At 39.4% G+C, this 19,001-nt stretch carries 17 protein-coding genes; 8 read left to right on the top strand and 9 right to left on the bottom strand.

Annotated features, from left to right (window positions below; translation table 11 throughout):
- Positions 1–44 precede the first annotated feature (44 nt).
- Positions 45–239 carry a hypothetical protein gene (locus HUU81_RS04515; RefSeq protein WP_199611072.1) on the top strand — a complete coding sequence of 65 codons (195 nt, stop codon included), beginning with the start codon at positions 45–47 and terminating at the stop codon, positions 237–239.
- Positions 240–332: 93 nt separating this feature from the next.
- On the opposite strand, the gene HUU81_RS04510 is transcribed toward HUU81_RS04515, so the two are convergent.
- On the bottom strand, positions 333–1,676 hold the full coding sequence (locus tag HUU81_RS04510) for a sigma-54 interaction domain-containing protein (RefSeq protein ID WP_199611071.1): 1,344 nt from the start codon (positions 1,674–1,676) through the stop codon (positions 333–335).
- Between the two features lie 271 nt (positions 1,677–1,947).
- Between HUU81_RS04510 and HUU81_RS04505 the strand changes: the two genes are divergently transcribed.
- The 5 genes from HUU81_RS04505 to HUU81_RS04485 all read left to right on the top strand — a co-directional run bounded on the left by HUU81_RS04505 (position 1,948) and on the right by HUU81_RS04485 (position 5,450).
- Complete coding sequence (locus tag HUU81_RS04505) at positions 1,948–2,427, top strand: PA2169 family four-helix-bundle protein (RefSeq protein WP_199611070.1); 480 nt, start codon at positions 1,948–1,950, stop codon at positions 2,425–2,427.
- 477 nt (positions 2,428–2,904) lie between these two features.
- Complete coding sequence (locus HUU81_RS04500; protein ID WP_199611069.1) at positions 2,905–3,456, top strand: BON domain-containing protein; 552 nt, start codon at positions 2,905–2,907, stop codon at positions 3,454–3,456.
- Between the two features lie 859 nt (positions 3,457–4,315).
- Positions 4,316–4,663 carry a DUF883 domain-containing protein gene (locus tag HUU81_RS04495; protein WP_199611068.1) on the top strand — a complete coding sequence of 116 codons (348 nt, stop codon included), beginning with the start codon at positions 4,316–4,318 and terminating at the stop codon, positions 4,661–4,663.
- An 8-nt stretch (positions 4,664–4,671) separates the two neighbouring features.
- Complete coding sequence (locus HUU81_RS04490; protein WP_199611067.1) at positions 4,672–5,181, top strand: hypothetical protein; 510 nt, start codon at positions 4,672–4,674, stop codon at positions 5,179–5,181.
- A complete protein-coding gene (locus HUU81_RS04485) occupies positions 5,178–5,450 on the top strand; it encodes a hypothetical protein (RefSeq protein WP_199611066.1) in 273 nt (90 codons plus the stop codon). The genes HUU81_RS04490 and HUU81_RS04485 overlap by 4 nt, the downstream gene beginning before the upstream one ends.
- A gap of 142 nt (positions 5,451–5,592) precedes the next feature.
- On the opposite strand, the gene HUU81_RS04480 is transcribed toward HUU81_RS04485, so the two are convergent.
- From HUU81_RS04480 to HUU81_RS04470, 3 genes are all read right to left on the bottom strand, one after another.
- Positions 5,593–6,960 carry a lysine N(6)-hydroxylase/L-ornithine N(5)-oxygenase family protein gene (locus HUU81_RS04480; protein WP_199611065.1) on the bottom strand — a complete coding sequence of 456 codons (1,368 nt, stop codon included), beginning with the start codon at positions 6,958–6,960 and terminating at the stop codon, positions 5,593–5,595.
- A 52-nt stretch (positions 6,961–7,012) separates the two neighbouring features.
- A complete protein-coding gene (locus tag HUU81_RS04475; protein WP_199611064.1) occupies positions 7,013–9,898 on the bottom strand; it encodes a GNAT family N-acetyltransferase in 2,886 nt (961 codons plus the stop codon).
- 71 nt (positions 9,899–9,969) lie between these two features.
- Positions 9,970–11,298: a hypothetical protein gene (locus HUU81_RS04470; RefSeq protein ID WP_199611063.1), complete on the bottom strand. Its 1,329-nt coding sequence runs from the start codon at positions 11,296–11,298 to the stop codon at positions 9,970–9,972.
- A 204-nt stretch (positions 11,299–11,502) separates the two neighbouring features.
- Here HUU81_RS04470 and HUU81_RS04465 point away from each other — a divergent pair, with 204 nt between their 5' ends.
- Positions 11,503–13,395, top strand: coding sequence for an IucA/IucC family protein (locus HUU81_RS04465; protein WP_199611062.1), 1,893 nt, complete (start codon positions 11,503–11,505; stop codon positions 13,393–13,395).
- Between the two features lie 70 nt (positions 13,396–13,465).
- Here HUU81_RS04465 and HUU81_RS04460 read toward each other — a convergent pair whose 3' ends face one another.
- Both HUU81_RS04460 and HUU81_RS04455 read right to left on the bottom strand, forming a co-directional pair.
- Positions 13,466–14,179 (bottom strand): glycine-rich domain-containing protein, encoded by a 714-nt coding sequence (locus HUU81_RS04460; protein WP_233520572.1) that lies wholly within the window; start codon positions 14,177–14,179, stop codon positions 13,466–13,468.
- Between the two features lie 123 nt (positions 14,180–14,302).
- A complete protein-coding gene (locus HUU81_RS04455; RefSeq protein ID WP_199611061.1) occupies positions 14,303–14,785 on the bottom strand; it encodes a MarR family winged helix-turn-helix transcriptional regulator in 483 nt (160 codons plus the stop codon).
- 156 nt (positions 14,786–14,941) lie between these two features.
- Here HUU81_RS04455 and HUU81_RS04450 point away from each other — a divergent pair, with 156 nt between their 5' ends.
- Entirely contained in the window at positions 14,942–15,592 is a 651-nt protein-coding gene (locus HUU81_RS04450; protein ID WP_199611060.1) for a class I SAM-dependent methyltransferase, read from the top strand.
- A gap of 154 nt (positions 15,593–15,746) precedes the next feature.
- Here HUU81_RS04450 and HUU81_RS04445 read toward each other — a convergent pair whose 3' ends face one another.
- From HUU81_RS04445 to HUU81_RS04435, 3 genes are all read right to left on the bottom strand, one after another.
- Positions 15,747–16,259: a DUF2937 family protein gene (locus tag HUU81_RS04445; RefSeq protein WP_199611059.1), complete on the bottom strand. Its 513-nt coding sequence runs from the start codon at positions 16,257–16,259 to the stop codon at positions 15,747–15,749.
- 113 nt (positions 16,260–16,372) lie between these two features.
- Positions 16,373–17,413 (bottom strand): mechanosensitive ion channel family protein, encoded by a 1,041-nt coding sequence (locus tag HUU81_RS04440; RefSeq protein WP_199611961.1) that lies wholly within the window; start codon positions 17,411–17,413, stop codon positions 16,373–16,375.
- A 330-nt stretch (positions 17,414–17,743) separates the two neighbouring features.
- On the bottom strand, positions 17,744–18,850 hold the full coding sequence (locus tag HUU81_RS04435; protein WP_199611058.1) for a serine hydrolase domain-containing protein: 1,107 nt from the start codon (positions 18,848–18,850) through the stop codon (positions 17,744–17,746).
- Positions 18,851–19,001 lie beyond the last annotated feature (151 nt).

Here is a 19,001-nt window from a genome sequence, read left to right as displayed (position 1 = left end):
AAAGTTTTACATTTTATATTATTTTATTTAAACGGGGACGTATCATGGAATTATCAAAACTTTTAACACGTATTTTATTTGTAGTAACTGCCACTTTTGCTCTAGCAGCTTGTGATCAAGGTCCAGCTGAAGATGCTGGCGAAAAGATTGATGAAGCAGTAACTGACGCAGGTAACGCAATTGAAGACGCATGTGAAGATGTGAAAGAAGGCGTTAAGGCTGATGACACTGATTGTTAATTAGCATTGCTATTAATTAATAAAAAAGCAGTGGTATTAGAAAATACCACTGCTTTTTTTTGTACTATCTAAGGCTAATAAATTAAAAAAGTACTATTCACCTTCTTGGTACTTGTCTAACTTGTTATACAGCGTCTTAACACTAATACCCAACTGTTTTGCAGTATCAGTCTTATTCATATTATTTGCTTCTAACGATTGTAAAATTGCTGCTTTTTCAAGTTCTTCCAATGGCATTCCAATAGGCACTTCCGCTTCTACAGGTTGTTGACTACACAATGACTGATCAATAATCAAATGTTCCGGTAGCACTACATCCTCAGCAAGAATATAGGCACGCTCAATTGCATGCTTAAGTTCGCGTACATTACCAGGCCACTGATGTTGTTCAATTCTCGCCAATGTTTCGATTGCAATACTCTTATTAAATCCCTCTTTTGCATTTCGATACGCTAGAAAATGTTTGGCAAGCCCTGTTTTGTCGTCACCACGATCTCTTAATGGTGGAACATGAATAGGAAATTGCGCTAGCCTAAAGTATAAATCTTCACGGAAAATATCATCGCTGATTGCTTGTGCTGGATCGCGGTTAGTTGCTGCAACAATTCGCACATTAGCAATTTTTAGCTGACTGCTGCCCACTGGACGATATTCATTAGATTCCAACACGCGTAACAGTTTAACCTGATGCTCAATTGGCATCTCAGTAACTTCATCTAAAAATAACGTACCACCTTCCGCTTGTTCAAACACGCCTTGATGATCGCGATGCGCGCCTGTAAATGCCCCTTTTGTATGGCCAAACAATTCGCTATCAACTAATTCTGGGCTTAATGCACCACAGTTAATTGCAACAAAAGGCTCTTCTCTTCGTTCACTGGCTAGATGAATCGTATTAGCAACTAATTCTTTACCTGCCCCACTCTCACCAATAATCAACACATTGGTATCAGTCATTGCCACTTTACGAATGGTGCGATAAAGCTTACGCATGCTTTTTGACGAACCAACTAATAAACCAAATTGATCTAAGTCGCTGGTCACTACCTTTTGAGAAGCTAGTAGGTGCTCTGATAATTCGTCATAAAGATCTTTCAGGGTTTCTTCTAAAATATCAAAATTGAAAGGGTTACGATGGTGGAAACCTGCACCGCGTAACATAATTTTATCTAGATAGGGATTGGGTTGTCCCTGACTGAAAAAGATAAATTCGACATTAGACAGCAAATCGCCTTTACATAATCGCTCGAAATCCTGCTTTGCAAAATCATCAGCTTGAATTAAGGCAATATCACATTGCATAAATTCAAGCTGGTCAATCCAGTGCTCAAGTTCACTACTTTTAGCAACGATGAATGAACGTACCACATCAAACGATAATAACCGCTCTTCTAACTTTCTATCACTTAAATGGATGAATATTTTTGGTTGGCTCATTGCCGTTCTCCTTAGGATCATCACGCATGGTAGGGCAAGTTTGTAAATTTAACAATGTATGTTTGTAATTCTTTCTAGTTACCAAAATTAACCCTCTCCTAAATATGGCTAATGCAATGAAAATCAACACCTTAGGTGTTGGCATATAAATTGATTGCTAAATGTAGCATTTTGAAAAAAAACGAGACCTGATTAAGGTCAAATTAACAGATATTTAAACCAGTATTTATGACATGCCATTTTAGTTATGAAGGCATTTGGGGGTAACACCATGGATCCATTTGTATACGTACCACCACAAGATCCTACACAAACAGACGCGATGATAGTTAACGAGATCATTGCAGTTTGCCATGACGGGCTGGCTTTTTATCAACATGCACAAGAACATGTTGAAGATTATAATTTGAAACGCATTTTTTCAGGCATGATCGAGATAAGAAGAGAGATTATTGAAAAGCTCGAACCTGAAGTCATTGCACGTGAAGTTAGCCCAGTTGAAAGTGAGTCCATTTTTAATAAAGTACGCCAATGGTATGTTGATGCCAAAGACATGCTTTCAGACGATAACGCAAATGTATTTATTGATGAGTTAGAGCAACACGAACAAGCCACGCTGAACCGCCTCAAAGAAGCGATGAAACGGATTGAGGATGAACGTTTAGCTAAAAAGATTTCTCATATAGCGGCCTCTGTGCAAATGACACATGACAAAATGGCCGCACTAAAAGAACAATATAAAAATAATTGATCCAAACTTAATAAGTGAACGTAACGACTAATATGAAACGAATGATTTACTAACACAGACATTTGATTTACTCCTACCACGACACACTTTGCTCCCTACGGGGAGCTTTTTTTTATCTTCATTTAATACAGAACCAACAAAAAAGTCCCTCTTCTATATTGAATTTGAAGAAACAATCACCACAAATTCGGCATTAGCAAAGTGTAAATTTCATACAGTTTAGTGACTGTTTCTCAGTAAAAAACTTAACGTAATTTTTTAAATTATATTTTTGGTAATTTGAAACTTAGTGACTACTATTTACACATGTTAATTTCTGAACATTTTACAATTGCAGTGTAAAAAAATTGCAATAATTCAAACATTAACACGCTACAGGAGAACGAATAAAAATATAAGTTATTGATTTTAATTGTTTTTTACAAGTTGGCACTGTTCTAGCAATATTGACTATGAATATATCAATAGGAGGATGTTATGAAAATTAAGACGATTGCACTATTAGTGGGTTTATCAGTAAGTACTTCAGCATTTGCAGGTAATAACAAAGCAAACAGCTGGGAGAAAACAGCTCATGATGCATGGATTGATGGTAAAGCAGAAACCACCTTATTGTTAAATACTAACCTGAATTCTTTTGACATTAATACAGATGTTAAAGACGGTAAAGTTTACCTTACAGGTAAAGTAGAAAGTGATGTTGATAAGGCTCTTGCAGAAGAGTTAATCGAAGGTCTTGATGGCGTTAAGTCTGTTGAAAATAACTTAACAGTACTAAACAACAATAAAGATAAAAAAAGTGATTTTGTTCAATCATTAACTGATTCAAAAGTAACAACTGTAGTTAAAACACGCTTGTTGCTAGATTCAAACGTAAGTGGCACTGGCATTGACGTAAGTTCTAATAAGGGCATAGTAATCCTTAAAGGTGAAGTTAATTCAAGCGCAGAGCGCGACCTAGCGGTTACTATTGCTGAAAATACGAACGACGTAAAACGTGTGATTGATAAAATTAACGTTATTGAATAATTTTATTCAGATAGTAAGTTAATCACAAAACTACCTACACATACGCTGTATGTTTAATGAAACGAGGAATACAATTAGTTAATTCACAAACACATAACGGAAAACTACCGCATCCTGTTAGGTGAATGGTTTTGATTAATTGTAGTGAGTGAATGGTTGTTTCAATCATTCCTATCGAAAGAGCCAGCATTCGCTGGCTCTTTTTCGTATTTACTTTCCCCTGTTTTTCAACATGTTAAACCAAACTAAAGTTACCTGCGACTGAAAACCATAGTGTGTTTACCAACTAACGTTACCAAGACCTTTCGCTATCCTCACACCCTATATACCTAGCAATAAAATAACTGACGTCTGTTTGTGATTTGTTAGGCGATATCACTTATGCATTTTTTATGTTAAGAAAGTGATAAGCGCTGCCATTAGCAATCCCCACCAATTACTTTTTAAGTAACTAGCCCTAGTTAATTAATCTAGTAATCAATCTAGTTAATCAACCATCTAATGTGTAAATTTTACTCACTTACCGAAATTGTTTCATGTGTGTTCACTTAACAAAACAACACGAAAACACAACCTATTGATTTTAAAGGATTAAATTATTGGCACAGCCATTGCTCTATATAATGTAACTGCTGCTGTTGTACTAATTGGAATAACACAGCACTTGAGTAAAACGTGAGATGAATTGCTTACACTAGTAATAAAATTATTACTGAATATTAAATAGTCATACGCGTTTTTTCATCAAGACTATACTCAAAATATACGTTTTTAGAAACTAAGCGGGACATAGTTCAATATCAATAGCTTAGCTATTTGTAGAGGCTATACCTAGAAATAGTAGACAGAGGAGGCCATCATGGCAAGCCAAGCAAACCCTAACAAATCGAATAGTACTAACACTAAAAACAGTGCAGCAAACCCAGCAACCGCTAACGCTGCGCACGAAGATTTCTTCACTGACCGTGTTACAAGTGCATTGCATGAAACTATCGATAATTTAGCCGCTCGTGCTCATAATACCGAAGAGTCTGTTCGTAATGCAGCAAGCCAATCTGCACATGCATTAACTGAAAAGCAGCATGAACTTCAACAAAACTGGCAGAAATCAAAAGTACGCACTTTTGCAAGCAAAAACCCTGTGGCAACAGTTGGTATTGCGTTTGCAGCAGGTGCATTATTAACTAGCTTATTTTCTAAGAAGTAGGTAGTTAGATGAGCCCAACGGATCCTAAGAAAAATTCAGCTGCCCACACTGAGCCTGATATTCCTGCTGGCCAGCATAACGCAAGTATTGCAGATACTGCTGAGACAATAGAACAGCGCTCTATTACTCAATTAGCTGAACCTGATCCGTTATCATCGCTTTTAGCATCATTAGAAACCCTGTGGCAACAATATCGCGATCGGTGGGTAGCTGGCAGTAATTTGCTAGCTGCCGATTGTCGATTGTCTTTGCGAGCATTGGCCTCGACACTGATGGTCGCACTAGCTTTTTTCGCGGTGTTTACTTGTTTATGGATTGGCGTAAATGTGTTTGCTACCTACGGGTTAATTCAAGCCGGATTACATTGGACGTTAACAGGTTTAGCGATCATCGGAGTCAATACCATTGTCCTTTGGTGGCTAAAATCAACGATCCATAGCTTAACATCTGAAATTAGCATTACCCGAACACTCGACTCGGTATTTTCTCACCAACCGAAGGAGGAATCTCAGTCATGACTTTATTATCGAGCTGGTTGATTGGCAAAGAGCAACAAGAAGTTAAAGCGCTCAGTGAAACGTATGAAACTCATTGCCTAGCGCTTGATAGGCAAAAACGTGTTGTAAAATCTAAACTGTATACTCAATTACGTAAACCAAGCACAATTGCATTGTTTTTCGGCATAGGCTGTATACGTGGACTGATGTCGAATCAACAAGAGCATTCTGGAACATCTTGGACTACACAGATTTTTAGAGTGATTTCTTTAATGCGACTAGCTAGCTAGGCGCGTAACCTTTCATGTTTATTTGTATTCTATCTAAACGCTTTTTGCTCACACCGCGACAAGTGTAGTTTGATGGCTCCAAGTAAACGAGCAAGAGCAAAGAGCAAAAGCGCTTAGACGAACTTAAGAGGCAGAGTTTCTTTTACATATAATGCACTGCACATGAGTCTTCATGAGCGGTTAACTCCGCATTAGCGGCAAGGTCTTGGCTAGGTAATCCCCAATCAATCAAATTCTCCTCTTCAGCTAACTGATATAAATCACTACCGTGTACGCTGTTGATTATTTTAGCTGCACGCCATGCGGCTAAACTTAGCTGTGGTTCTGCAATGCCGTGCGAGCTTTTCCCTGCATTCACCATATAAATACGGTTATCGCTACCATGGCTATGAGAAATTTGATCAGCATAGTTCTTAATATAAAAATCTGGTGTAAGGCTTGGATTTTTCAAATCGGCTAACGTTAAACTTGGCTCTATATGCTTAAGGCACTGAGGAATGCATCGTTCAAAGCCAGTGCAAAAAATCACAATATCAGCATGAATATGGCTTACGTGGTGCGTTTGACCATGCTGTACTTCTAACTGGTAACCTTCACTATTGCTTAGCATGCCCGTTAAGCTGCGGTTTGGTTGAATTGTCCACCAAGCTGGTTTTCTAAGTACGTACCGATCGTGGTAAAGCTGTTGATATAACTCTTTTAGGCATGCAGAAGTAATACCGTCACTGGTTAATTTCTGTCTCGATACTTCACGATCTTTTATCGATTGATCAAGATGATAAAAGCCATTTACATAATCCGGCATAAAGTAATTATCACTGAAACACCCTTCATCTAAACTTTCGATATTTGCTCTACGCGACACCCAAGTGATCTGTTTTGGGTGACCAAACTGTCCATTAAAGGCATGACCAAATACATCAGCCCCCGTTTGTCCACCACCAATAATTGCAACACGCTTACCCGATAAATCCGGTGCACGTAGTTGTAACTCACTAGCGTGAAAACATGTTGTGCTTACATGTGGCCTTGCAAATTCTGGCATATTTGGCTGAACGCCTGTGCCTACTACTAAGTGTTTTGTGCGATATTGCTGCGTATCCGTAGCCACTTCAAAAACGCCATTGTTAAGCTGAATTGATTCAACATTACTGTTTAGCTGAACACTTGGTAATTGCGCCGCAACCCATGCCATGTAGTCTGAAAATTCTAAACGCGAAATCACGGACTGATCCGATGCTAAAAACGGATAGACTTTTTTCGTTTTAACTAAGTAGTTCATAAAACTGTAGGGATTGGTTGGATCAACACAAGTCACCATATCTTTGACAAAAGAGGTTTGCATTTTTGACTGTTCAAGTAACAATCCAGGGTGCCAACTAAATTGCGGCTTACGCTCTAAAAATAACGTCGACAATTCAGGTTTAGTGGCTGACAGTGCTGCAATGCTTAAGTTAAATGGCCCTGCACCAATGCCTAGCAGGTCGTAACAATGTGGTTGTGTTGTCATGGTTATCTCGTTTCTTAAAATAAATAGTTGATTGGTTACAGCTTTATTAGCACTAAATGGAAAAATGCTTGAAAAATCTCTCGCGTTCGCATTGTAGTAACGCCGCGCGCTTGTGCGGAAAATCAAATTCAAACTGCTTTTCCATACCACATCGTGCTGTAATTTCGATGACTCGCTTATTTTTTGCGTTTGGCTCTCCGAGTACTCGATAAGTGTTTGGTTCATCTAAAAAGCAGAACTGAAGAATAGCTTTACTCCACGTATCAAAATACTGAGCGCCACGAAACTTTCTATTTCCTACCAGCATATGAACCCCGCGATCATGGGGTTCACTTTCATAATGTTGAGCCAACCTATCGTCTGCCGCCCAGTAAACTTCAAAATAACCAAATGGCACACCGTCAAACTCACCCATAACGCCAAACTGATGAGGCATATTGGCTAATTTGGTTAAGTACTCAATATGACTTTGTTTTGTCCCTGCTAACTCCCAAACAGGCGCGATACCTTCATCGTTATGCCACAAGTGAAAACATGCTAAATCTCGTTCAATATCAATAACTCGAAGTGTTAATGTTCTTTTTAAGTGATAAAAATAGCGTCGATATAAAACGCCACTTGGCTGAGTACCGCTTTTACAATGCCAAAGTGGCGCTATTTGTAAAAACTCGTGACGATAGAGTCGCGTAGCGCTTAATTGTTTTTGGTGGTTAAAGTGCGTTAATACGCTTTGAGGCCAATTGTCAGTTGTAATATATTCAACTTTGTAAGCCATTAATGCATGCTCTGCTACGCTCCACCAGATGAGTGGTTCAGCTGAATCGTTAAATATTGTCTCAATGTGAGCAAGCCGTACTTGCGCTTCTTCAGCCACATTAGTGTGGTGAAACGTAATACGATACTGAGCAACCGTCTCACCATATTCTCGCACTTGTATTTGTCTAACCTCATGCGGCTGGTGCATGATGATGGCGTTACTTTCTAATTGATATAATTCATCAGTTAGGGCTAGTGTTCTCCCCTGTGGTAATGGTTTATAAATAGTGTTACGTAGTTCGTCAGGCTGACGGAAAACATTGTTGATATCACAATAAATTTTAGTTGGATCGGTCAACGTTGCTTCGTTTTGGCCTGATAAAAAGCAATAAAAGTTTCTTTTCCAACGCAAAGTTGCTGAGTGAAGCACATAATCATAAAACGATGGGTCAATTGGATTTGCACTACGTAACGCATTAAATTTATCTTGGCACAGCAACCAAAGCGCACCTTCAGAAATAAGCCCTTCAGCAGCAATAGTAGAAATAGTATTTAATAATGTATTACCAATTACATAGTAAGCTAGGTAAGGGTTTACGCGTTCTGCTTCTTCAAAGTATTCAGGCTTTTCGTTGTCTAATACAGTATTAAACCGCGTCAAAGCCGCATCGGTTAAACCAATACCCTGACAGTCGCGGTAAACCATGCCGACAGGTAAATTATCTTTAATTTTTAATAAAATATTCTGTTGATGAGCCAGTAATACAATACCGTAATCACTTCTTGTGATAGTGAGTGGCGCAATCACATGTTCAAAAAATTTATCAAACCATTGCCTAGCCGCCTGTTGGTGGCTTAATTTAGATTGTTCAGCATAAGCTAAAATCCACTGTGCTATTTTTGCAGGTTGTTGCGACAAGATTTTTTGGTTCGCTGTCGCTAATAAAAATACTTCATCGTCTTGCAGTACAGAAGCCTGCTCTGCTTGCCCGTCCTCTACATAAAAATGATTTTGACGAAAACAAACTAACGGCAAATCCAAAGCGACATTGTTATGGTCATTGATTGAGCACCACATTGGCTCTTCCATAAAAGTTAGCGATGGTAAACGCTGCTTTAATTCATCGCCGCTTGCAGTATTTAATAACTGACTAAATTGCGTCCCTCTTCGCGCTTCTTTTTCTGTCATTAAGCGCAAGGAGTTGGTTAGCTTTACAGGCAAAGACACTTTCAACATCCAAGGCGAATCAGGGTGGTAAATAGCCCGTGATGAAGAGGTTGCTGTCCAGCCTTGTGTGGCACGATGTGATGCAATCGCGGCGTCATCAAACACAAGCTCTATCACAGCATCCTTTAACGTTTCAGCCTGAACTGACTGTTTCCACGCTGCTGCTTGTAATGGATGCATGGGTAATGGCACCCATTCTTGACTAGGCAGTGCAGTAACGTCGTTGCTAGTGCAATGAGCGTAAAAGGCCAAAAGCTGCGTAGCTAATCTATCCAGTTCTGGCTCTGCTTGTAATTCAGCGTTGTCTGCTGGCTCAGATTGAATTTGACCAGCTAAAAACGAACGCTTTACCGCAAACCATTGAAGTGAAAAGGTTTGCGCAAACTCAGGTAAAAATTGCTGTTGCTGTGCTTCGTTTAAAGGCGCACAACTTTTAGGGGAAGGATGCATACTGTGTCCAGCAGTTAGCATTTGTTCGGATGCAATAAAACCAGCTTGAGCTGTACTCAACTCAGTATTTTGATTAATCCTGTCAATGGCAGCACACTGGGCGCGGGTAATGTAATCGTTTGAGTTTTTAACCTGCAACATAAAGCGTGTTTTAGCCGTCACATCAACATCATCAAACAGCGAGTTCATCACAAGCTCAACGGCCTGTTCGAAGCAGATTAGTACACCACTTTCTTCATGGGCTTGATTTGCAGCCGCTTTTTCGTCGTATAAATAAATTTCCCCCGTATAGCGATGACTTAACGCTGGTGAGCAATACGTTAGTGGTAAAATTAAAGATTTACTCGTATCAAGAGGCAATGTAACCGTATTATTGCTATAACGAGCTATCGTTGTTTCTGCCAACAAACTGTTAAAAAAAGACTGATGCGTAAGTGCATGCGCCATGGTTGATTCCTTTTCGAGTGCCTGCCCGCAATAATTAAACGCATAGAAAAGTTGCATGATTAGCTCCTCGCTATACTTCAATTACGCAGAATTAAATAAAAAATAATGTGAATAATTAAAAACGTTGATTAAGTAGATTTATGTGCAAACTCAGATGGCACCTCCTTACTTGAGGAAGCCAAACTTGAAGGTGGTAACGTTGAAAAAGATAAGCGCGCAGCATGCAACGAAAGATAAACGCATGTACCACTTAACAATATCGCAAAAAACAGTGTTAACAGTGCAAGCGGTAGTTGAAAATAAAGCAAGATAGCTGAAAGTACAGTGCCAACAATATGCCCCGAACTATGGGCTTGAGCTAGTACGCCATAAAATACCCCTTTCTCAATATCATTTGTGGTACTAACAACACCTTGGTTGGTGTACCAAGAAGGTAAACCTGACACACCCAATGTAATAGCAACAACGGCAATCATTAAACTGAGCCAGCTTAATGGCATAAAAATCAATACTACCGCACCAGTATTTAATGCCACTAACAATGTAGGTAAAACCACCCGAGAAGAGTTAGCAAACTTAGGAATAATAACGCGTTGGCAAAACCACGCTATCACACTCGTTAATAACATTAACCCTGCGAAATACCTGCTCGCCCCCTCTCCTTGGTAACCAAGAGAAGTTAACGCTGATAATAATAAAAGCTGAATAACACCTACCAAGCACGTTGTAATTACAGCAATGCCTAAGGCCAGCTTAATTACCGAAAATTGGGAAAACTGCTGACTAAATGAAGTAAATTTGGAATTCGCACCGGTTGCTTTATGCGTTATGTTAACGATTGCATTGACGCTATTACCGCTGATGCTTTTCAACAACGGCAAAATAAATAAGATGGGAATACTAAGAAGCAAGAATAGGTTCAATGGAAGTAGAACCAGTAATGGCCCAACAATACGACCAATGGTAATAAAGCTGCTATTTTTAGATAAGCTTGCCACACTGGGCGCGCCATTTTTAGAAATGGCCAGTTGAGACAGCGGCAATAAAGCACTACTAAAAAAACCGGCTAATAAGCGACAGCACCCCATTAATGCCAGCGCTATTGTTAAACTTATTTCATTGTGACTACCGACAAATAGCGCCGCTAAAAAGCCAAGATTGGCAATAATAAAACCAGCTGCGACCACATAATGCACTTGCTTGCGGTGCCAGCGCCCAATCGTGCGCCCCCACCAACCAGAACCATACCAATAAGAAACCAGATTTAAATTTGCCACCGCCACTAATATGCCTAGTTCGCCACTCACTAATGGCATTCCCATAAGTTCAGCGATAGTTGGCAACAGTGCCATCATAATAGTTTGATTTAACCCCAATGCCACTAATGCAATAGCGTAAGGTGAAAGCGATGCAACCGCCCTGAGTTTAGCCAATTTTGTGGTTAGTGAATGAGACATTAAGGCAACTTTTTAAATTATTTATCGAGAATATTAATGATAATTATTCTCATTTGTGTTAAAAAGTCAATCATTCATTGTTAAAAATATTTTTATTTCGACTTAGTAGCTTTTGTAGAGCGTGGCTTAACACTTGAATTCACACCTTAAAAAAGCCAATTGCTAAGTCACTATATTTAAATAGAAAGTAAGGATTCAATTGCTATGACTCTAAGCGCTAACACCTTTGCCGTTAACCCAACTGCAGACTTTCAACCTAGTCAGCATCAATGGTTACAAGCAAATAAAAAGCTAACTGCCAAAATTCTGAGTGAATTACATTTTGAGGAACGGTTAACCTTCACAGAAAAAAGCAATAAAGATGGTAAACAGTATTGGCAATTATCAACACCACATAGAGATTGGACCTTTTCTGCCACCATCAGCATTTGGGGGATGTTTATTATCGACCCTCACAGCATTTCGTTAAGCGATGGCTTATTGCCTGATGCTTGTGTATTGTTACTTGATATTCAAGACACAATTTTAATTAGTGAACATATTCTTGCTGGATTGCTAGAAGAAATTCAGCAAACCTTATTCAGTGATACGGTACAACTTGCTAATTTAGCAAAAACAACAGCCACAGAACTCGTTTCAATTAACGAAGTAGAAAGGCAACCATTCTTAGATGCTCATCCAAAAGCAATTGCAAACAAAGGCCGCCTTGGTTGGGGGGAAAATGAACTGGCTCAGTATGCACCAGAATCAAATAACACCTTTGGATTACACTATCTAGCAGTAAAAAAGTCGGCGTGCCAAGCAGGAATAAAAACAGGTTTAGCGCAACGTGAGTTACTAAAAGCGAGTATGACCGATGATGCCTATAACACATTGATGCATAGACTAACTCAACAGCTCAATACCTTTCCAACAACAAATAGTACAGCAGAAAATTATTTAATTATGGCAGCCCACCCGTGGCAAGTCTCACGCTTTCTAAAAGCGCAATTTGCCACTCTGCTGGCATCTGGCGCATTAATCGATCTTGGTGCAGTTACTAGTAGCGATAACCAGTGGCAGCCGCAACTTTCAATTAGAACGTTAAGCAGTACTAACCCTACCATTAAATACGACATGAAAACGGCGCTCACTATTTTGAACACGTCCTGTTACCGAGGGATCACAGGGCATTTTATTGTGCAAGGACCACAATTATCCGCTTGGTTACACCAGCTAACACAGTCTGACCGCTTATTTAAAACACTTGGCTTGAAGGTTCAACAAGAAGAAGCCGGTATTTTCTGTGCGCATCCGTATCAATCTCAACTTGATGGCGCTGACTATCGTTACAAAGAAATGCTAGGCTGTATTTGGCGAGAACGAGCTGAGAGCTTAATCACCAATCAGCAAAGAGTCATGTCGATGGCAACACTGACTCAAACAGATAGCCACGGTAACAGCTGCTTGCTTGCACTTATCGAATCGGCGAACTGTCAACCTGAGCAATGGATAAGAGCGATGTTTCGCCATGTAGTCATCCCGCTTTATCATTTAATGTGCCAATACGGTGTCGCGCTTGTTGCACATGGTCAAAACATCACTTTAATTTTAGAAAACAATATGCCAGTAGGATGCACGATAAAAGACTTCCATGGCGATTTACGTTTAATTGACAATGATTTTGCCGAGTTAAGCAGTTTAGACGATGAAATAAAAAGCCACCTAACTCGATTACCAGCTCATTATTTAATTCACGATTTATTGACTGGTCACTTCGTGAGTTTGCTAAGGTTTGTGTCACCACATTTAACTGCTGACGCTTCATCAAACACCACGTTAACTGAGCAAGATTTTTACGACTGGCTGGCCGACGAAATTATTCAATACCAAGCACAGCACCCACATTTAGCTAACCGTTTTGCGATGTTTAACTTATTCACTCCAACCATTGATAAAATTTGTATTAACCGCGTGCGATTTAAAATTGGGTATGGTGATAGTAGCGAGCGCCCTTTGCCAGAAATTGGTGAACCAATCCCTAACCCGCTATTTAAATTCGCTGCGCACTATGCAGACCAAAGCTTAGTGCCAATTAAAGAAGAAAATAACGCTTAAGAAATTCTACGCGTGCTCTTATGCAAACGTTTACTTAAATTTAGCAGCTAATACGTTTAATCCTAGGCTATTAGCTGCCTCCACCACATCCACTACTACCGCAACTTGAACCACAACTACTGATTGAGTCTCCGCCACCATTTGCATCCGCGTTTGCGCAATCGCCACTGTAGCCTGAAGCGCATCCTGGACTAAATGAGGCACACCCAATATGAGTAGCACAATGCCCCTTGCTTCGAGGCCCATTACAATTTAAAGAGTATTTAAATCCATCTGGAATTTTCAGCCTTGCATCAAGGGAGAAAAGGATTGGTAAACGTTTGGGATTATCCGTTGAAACTCCTTTTCGCAAACATGACAGCTTCCACGCTAGTTTTATACCTTGCTGCGCTGAGCGATCTGACTTCATTGCTTCAGACGGCGTATGATGTAAAAAATAACCCAGAGCCTTATTACAAAACCGCTGGTATTCTTTGGTGAATAAAATCATTTCATGCCAAGCTACATCAACCACTTGAGAAGGCATAGATACTGGCCTTTTGCCTGCCATGTAACAAATGCAAAACCACTCTTTTAATCCATCAATCACTTTCGCCACATCACTATCAGTTAAATGTGGGTATGTATCTTTTACCTGCTGAGACACTTTTTGCGGAAACATATACGTTTCAATAAACCTTAAGCGTTTTGCTCGCTTAGCGCGTTTAGCAACTCTAGCTAAAATGAGTGCAATAACAATCGCAGCACTACCAAATATAATAATTAAGATTACTCCAGCATCCATCGCTTACACCTTTCCAGTTACACAAACGTTATACCTATATCATTTCACCGCACGTTCAATAACAAGTATGTTTTTCGCATGACATTATGCTTAAACAAAACATGACTTCCTAACAATAATGAATTAGCAATCGCTATGATAAGCACTGCAAAGCTTAGTTAATGCTTTCTCAAAATTATTGTACTCTTCATCATCTAAAAGGGTTTTGAACGATTGCTCTAAGCTTTTATAAACTGTATTTTGAGCCTTCAAGAATAACTTCCGACCTAGTTCAGTTAATAATATATGTTGTGCTCTTGCGTCATATTGGCAAGTTGCACGATATATTAGGCCTCTTTTTTCCAGTTTGTTGATCATTAAGCTGGCAGATGATTTCTGCACCTGCATTTCAGCGGCTAATACAGACAAATGGGCACTATCGTCATGGTCTGTACTGTCAGTATCTATTTCTGAGTTTTCTGCCGTATAAACACAAAGCAAGTACTCAAATTCACTGTAACTCAAACTGTTTTCTTTATTCTCAAGCGCTTGAATATCCCACGCTCTAGCAATAATTCGTTGGAATTTTATCAGTGATTTATCTAAGTTCATCGTCAACAACATCATTAAGTTAGCTTGCCTTATAAATTAACACTTCTTAAATTTGAGCGCTAATCATTACTGGTACTTCAGTATTTACATCGTAAATTAACAGCAACTAAGTTTGACTAACCATACAAACAGATTATATAGTTAGCCTACCTAACTAATTTGAGTGAAAATATGTCAAATCTACATAATAAACATTGCGATCAATCCTCAAGTGCATGGAGTGATCAGTCAACCATAGCTTACGTTAAGCAGTGGGGGGAGTTGCCTCTTCATAATAAAGTGCCTGAATTTTGTAACCTGCAACCATCTGAAGTAGTGCTTGATATTGGCTGTGGCAGTGGTGCAGCGGTAAGAGCTATTGCCAATAAACTTGTTACTGGGCATGTAACAGGGATAGATCCAACGCCTAAAATGCTTGAGATCGCTACGAGCCATTCAATGTCTAATAGTGAAGCACAACGGATGACTTTTTTATTAGCAAGCGCCGAACAAATACCTGCTGAGAGTGAGTCTTGCGACTTAGTACTTGCTGTGAATACCATTCATCATTGGGCAAATGTTAGCGAAGGTATGAAAGAGGTATATAGAATATTGAAGCCATCTGGGCGATTTGTCGCAATTGACGACCTGTGGGAAGAGTCTCCTGAGTACACCCAATCACCAGTTGAAGATAGCGAAGCGTCTCATCAGATGGATAAGCTTAAAACTAGACATGGCATAGTAGAGTTACTAAAAAACAATGGCTTTTTAAACATATCCGACGTTGACTACCGAACAACGGATGTCACTGCATCAATCATCACAGGTTATAAAGAAAGCTAAAAATTTTCTGATTAAGGGTATGACGATAAACGCTAAGTCTAATGATATCCATAAGAAATATTATATTGATAGGGGTTACTAGCAAATAATCCCTTTCGTTAGCTCAATGCATAAGACAATAGCGTGACTTGCTTATTTAGTGAGTAATACACTGTTAAGCTTTTCTCTTGCGATAGCTATTTCGATAATACCGATAACAAAAAACAGGGCTAGCCCAACACAGATTGATTACCACCGTAAACAGTAGCGCAAATATCATGGCATCTATTGTTAGAGGAATGCCTGGGTGAAAATTTTCAATAATGTTATCGAGTCTTTGGTAGCGTTGCGGGTGAAACATGAATAAGGTTTTTTCTAGAATATTGCCCTGTTCAAACACCACCAGTGCCGACTGAAGCTGCTCGTATTCTTTCAGCGTATCCAATTTTTGCTGCGCATCTGTACGCACGCTAGGTAACTCATTGTTTAAATGCCGCTCTATCATGGCATACACATCAGGGTATTCATGCGCTTTTGCTGTTAGCTTGTATCCTTCAACCTGAGCTTGCGTCGCATAATAGTATCCAGAAAGATATTGATGATAATGCTCGGCAAGCAAAGGAATTTGTAACGCTAAAATCAACAGAAAACCAAAAAGTAATTTATCAATAAAGCGTAAAATAAACATAACCTTTGATGCCTCAGCTTGGTGTAAGTGTCAGGGTGTGTTGACCTAATTTTAAGTTGAATGCTAATTTACTCAACACGCTCTAAGTAAATTAGCATCAAAACTTCTATTAATTAAGCCGTTTCTTCTGAGTGCTCTTTACTGCCACTGTCACTATTTGGCTCGCCTTGCTTGCTTGAGGACGAAGCCTGTCCTTGGCTACTCTGCTTTTTTTCTGAATCATTATTTTTGCTGTTGTTGCTTTCGTCTGGCGATGCCTTATTTTCTTTCATGCGTGCAATATTAATTTTTTCTTCAATAATCGCATCTAGCTCTCGCCCGCCCTTAGCACCAAAGTCGAGTGTACGAATTGGGAATGGGATAAGAATATCAGACTGCTCAAGCGCTTTCTTAACTTCAACAACCGCCATATGCCTTGCCTGCATAAAACCAGTTTCTCCTGGATAATCAATCCAAAACCAAACCAAAAGATCTATACTGCTATCACCAAATCCCGACGCATACACTGCGGTTTCTTCTTTTTTAATAACGAAGTCTAGCGCGTTAATTGCTTCAACAATCACCTCTTCCGCTTTTTGTGGGTCGTCGCCATAAGAAATACCTACCGGTACTTCAATGCGTCTTACACGTTTAGTGGTGTAGTTAGTTAATTTGTTTCTAAATAAAATTTTGTTTGGCACAATCACGCGCTGGCCAAAAAAGGTTTCCACAAGCGTGTTACGTAGATTAATGGTTTCCACCGTACCAAACACGTCATCAGCTTCAATAATATCGCCAATTTTAAACGGTTTTCTTACCCCCATTGCAATACCAGCGATCAGGTTTTCGGTCATATCTTGGAAAGCAAAACCAATTGCAAGACCCACAATACCTGCACCAGCCAGTAAAGAGGTTACCGTCCCTTTTAGCCCTAAAAAGTCTAAGGCAATAAAAATACCTACGGTAACAAAAATAATTTGGAAGATAGCGGCTAATAGATCTGCTATCTGTTTAGAATCCATCGATCGCACAAGCAGTTTTTTAACTGCTGATGTAATAAACCGAGAACTCAGTGCAAAAATGACAGCAATTAACACCGCCACAACAAAATTTGGCACATGCTTGATGCCCGTTTCCAGCCATACATTGAGCTTTTCGTTAATAAGTCCCCACATTTTCTCGATTTGAAGCAGCTCAGCTGTGGATGCGCCAAGCTCTTCTGCACTACTTTGAAGACTGGTTTTGATAAAGTTAACTATATTCGGCATTGACTACACCTTCCCTACTTTCTTTGCTGAGCATTCATTTTGCCCACTATGTTAATCTTAAAGTAATAAAGTGTAAGCGAGTTTTATGCCAACGCGCGCAACAAGGTAAAACTGTTGTATTTTCAGGGGGTAATAGTTCTATAAGAAAACGTTAAATAACGAGGGTAAGTAATATTTACAAACTGCCTAGAAGTTATTACTTAACCCTGTGGCTTAAAAGCCAGCTAGGAAAATTAGCTACTCGAGTTGAGCACGCGTCCTTTCGTTAGCGCTAAGCCCTAAGGCTATTTCTTTTAACTCGAACGTTAACGCTCTTATCGGAAACGAGCGAACATTTGCCAACACAATCACCGTTAATTTATCATCGATATATCGATGCAAATTTGCTAAGAAACCATCCATTGACCCACCATGCCGAGCCAGCGTTCCCACTTTCGCCGAGCTAGCTCGTTGATAGTCGCGCACTCTAAAACCATAACTGTAATATCCAAACGCCTTATTCTCTCCACTTAATAGCATTGAGACACTTTCTTTTGACAAAAAACTATCCTTGTACATCGACTGCTCCCACCGGAATAAGTCATCTACTGTTGAGTATATATCTCCAGAACCAAGCGCATAGGCAATAATATTTTCATCCCTATTTAGCCCCCATATTCCCTTTCTATAACCATTTGCCCTGTTACTTGGCGGGTGACTAATGCGCTCTACGCCAGAGTGCTGCATACCTAACGGGGTAAAAACCAAAGTGTTCATTGCTTCTCTGTAGCTTTTTCCGGTCACGTTTTCTATCGCCATAGCCGCTAAATGATAATTTAAGTTTGAATACTGATACTGAGTACCTGAAGTAAACGCTAGCTCGGCAGTATTAATGATGTCTAGTATTTCATTCGCACTGATATCTTTCTCTTCAAAATTGATTAATCTTTCAAGATGTTGTGGTAAGCCTGATTGGTGTTTCAGCAATCGATGCAGCGTTAATTTTTTTGCTAATTGCTTATCTAATTTTGGAATGTACTTGCTAATTGGAATATGTAATTCCAGTTTTCCTAATTCAACCAGCCGCATAATTGCAACCGCAGTCATTGACTTAGTTAATGATCCTATTAAAAACTGAGTGTGTATCGTATTTTCTAGCTTGTTATCAATATCAGCGTAACCAAAAGCGGAGCGAAACAACACCTCACCATCACGAGCAACTAACACTGCCCCCTGAAACTTTTCTTCTTCAACATACTTTTGAATGTGTAATTCAAATTTACTTGCTAGGGCACTTGTCATTGCGGCATAACAATTTAGCGTGATTAGATAAGTGAATATCACACTGAATATAAGCTTATTCATTGTTACTGAAACTCCTGAATTATTTAGCTATATTAGGGCATTACTATTCGATAAAACACAATGGCATTTACCCTAAATTTCAGCTACTTACCGCGCTTGCTGATGGTAAGCTCTATTGATACGATTAATGAAAAAGTGACTGAAGAGACTT

Source organism: Flocculibacter collagenilyticus, from assembly GCF_016469335.1.
Classification (GTDB): Bacteria; Pseudomonadota; Gammaproteobacteria; order Enterobacterales; family Alteromonadaceae; genus Flocculibacter; species Flocculibacter collagenilyticus.
This window is presented reverse-complemented; position numbering and strand designations above follow the sequence as displayed.

Excerpts from the sequence above, each read along its gene's own strand:
- HUU81_RS04515 (WP_199611072.1), top strand. The coding sequence starts at position 45 with ATGGAATTATCAAAACTTTTAACACGTATTTTATTTGTAGTAACTGCC.
- HUU81_RS04510 (WP_199611071.1), bottom strand. The coding sequence starts at position 1,676 with ATGAGCCAACCAAAAATATTCATCCATTTAAGTGATAGAAAGTTAGAA.
- HUU81_RS04505 (WP_199611070.1), top strand. The coding sequence starts at position 1,948 with ATGGATCCATTTGTATACGTACCACCACAAGATCCTACACAAACAGAC.
- HUU81_RS04500 (WP_199611069.1), top strand. The coding sequence starts at position 2,905 with ATGAAAATTAAGACGATTGCACTATTAGTGGGTTTATCAGTAAGTACT.
- HUU81_RS04495 (WP_199611068.1), top strand. The coding sequence starts at position 4,316 with ATGGCAAGCCAAGCAAACCCTAACAAATCGAATAGTACTAACACTAAA.
- HUU81_RS04490 (WP_199611067.1), top strand. The coding sequence starts at position 4,672 with ATGAGCCCAACGGATCCTAAGAAAAATTCAGCTGCCCACACTGAGCCT.
- HUU81_RS04485 (WP_199611066.1), top strand. The coding sequence starts at position 5,178 with ATGACTTTATTATCGAGCTGGTTGATTGGCAAAGAGCAACAAGAAGTT.
- HUU81_RS04480 (WP_199611065.1), bottom strand. The coding sequence starts at position 6,960 with ATGACAACACAACCACATTGTTACGACCTGCTAGGCATTGGTGCAGGG.
- HUU81_RS04475 (WP_199611064.1), bottom strand. The coding sequence starts at position 9,898 with ATGCAACTTTTCTATGCGTTTAATTATTGCGGGCAGGCACTCGAAAAG.
- HUU81_RS04470 (WP_199611063.1), bottom strand. The coding sequence starts at position 11,298 with ATGTCTCATTCACTAACCACAAAATTGGCTAAACTCAGGGCGGTTGCA.
- HUU81_RS04465 (WP_199611062.1), top strand. The coding sequence starts at position 11,503 with ATGACTCTAAGCGCTAACACCTTTGCCGTTAACCCAACTGCAGACTTT.
- HUU81_RS04460 (WP_233520572.1), bottom strand. The coding sequence starts at position 14,179 with ATGGATGCTGGAGTAATCTTAATTATTATATTTGGTAGTGCTGCGATT.
- HUU81_RS04455 (WP_199611061.1), bottom strand. The coding sequence starts at position 14,785 with ATGATGTTGTTGACGATGAACTTAGATAAATCACTGATAAAATTCCAA.
- HUU81_RS04450 (WP_199611060.1), top strand. The coding sequence starts at position 14,942 with ATGTCAAATCTACATAATAAACATTGCGATCAATCCTCAAGTGCATGG.
- HUU81_RS04445 (WP_199611059.1), bottom strand. The coding sequence starts at position 16,259 with ATGTTTATTTTACGCTTTATTGATAAATTACTTTTTGGTTTTCTGTTG.
- HUU81_RS04440 (WP_199611961.1), bottom strand. The coding sequence starts at position 17,413 with ATGTGGGGACTTATTAACGAAAAGCTCAATGTATGGCTGGAAACGGGC.
- HUU81_RS04435 (WP_199611058.1), bottom strand. The coding sequence starts at position 18,850 with ATGAATAAGCTTATATTCAGTGTGATATTCACTTATCTAATCACGCTA.